This window comes from Acinetobacter halotolerans, assembly GCF_004208515.1.
In the GTDB taxonomy this organism is placed as follows: domain Bacteria; phylum Pseudomonadota; class Gammaproteobacteria; order Pseudomonadales; family Moraxellaceae; genus Acinetobacter; species Acinetobacter halotolerans.
Window position 1 is genome coordinate 1 of the sequence record NZ_SGIM01000032.1, and the last position, 700, is coordinate 700.

The 700-nt window shown below is 48.1% G+C and carries 1 protein-coding gene; it reads left to right on the forward strand.

What is annotated here, in order from left to right:
* A partial coding sequence (locus EXE30_RS15740; protein WP_130163208.1) for an acetyl-CoA C-acyltransferase occupies window positions 1-700 on the forward strand: 700 nt, incomplete at both ends.

Below are 700 nucleotides of genomic sequence, written 5' to 3' on the forward strand. Positions count from 1 at the left end.
AAATGTATGGTGTAGACACCATGCCACAAACCGCTGAAAACGTAGCGGAACAATTCAATATCAATCGTACCGATCAAGACCAGTTTGCCTTGGTGAGCCAACAACGCACTGCTGCAGCGCAAGCCAAAGGCTTTTTTAAACAAGAGATCGTCCCAGTCACTATTCCGCAACGCAAAGGCGATGCGGTCGTTATCGATGCTGATGAACATCCTCGTGCATCGACCACCATCGAAGCACTGACGAAACTCAAAGCTGTAGTGAAGGCAGAAGGTACGGTTACCGCAGGTAATGCTTCGGGGATTAATGATGGTGCGGCAGCGCTATTGATCGCCTCAGATGAAGCGATTGCTCAATACCAACTTAAGCCACGTGCCAAAATCATTGCAGCAACTACGGTGGGTGTTGAACCACGCATTATGGGTTTTGCACCTGCACCTGCAATCAAAAAGTTACTGAAACAAGCCAATCTCAGATTAGAACAAATGGATGTGATTGAGTTGAATGAAGCATTTGCAGCTCAAGCTTTGGCAGTAACGCGTGATTTAGGTTTGGCGGATGATGATGCGCGTATCAATCCAAATGGGGGTGCGATTGCCTTAGGTCATCCCCTCGGTGCATCGGGTGCACGACTGGTCACTACAGCCTTGAATCAGCTTGAGCAAACAGGCGGTAGCTATGCTTTATGTTCAATGTGTATCGG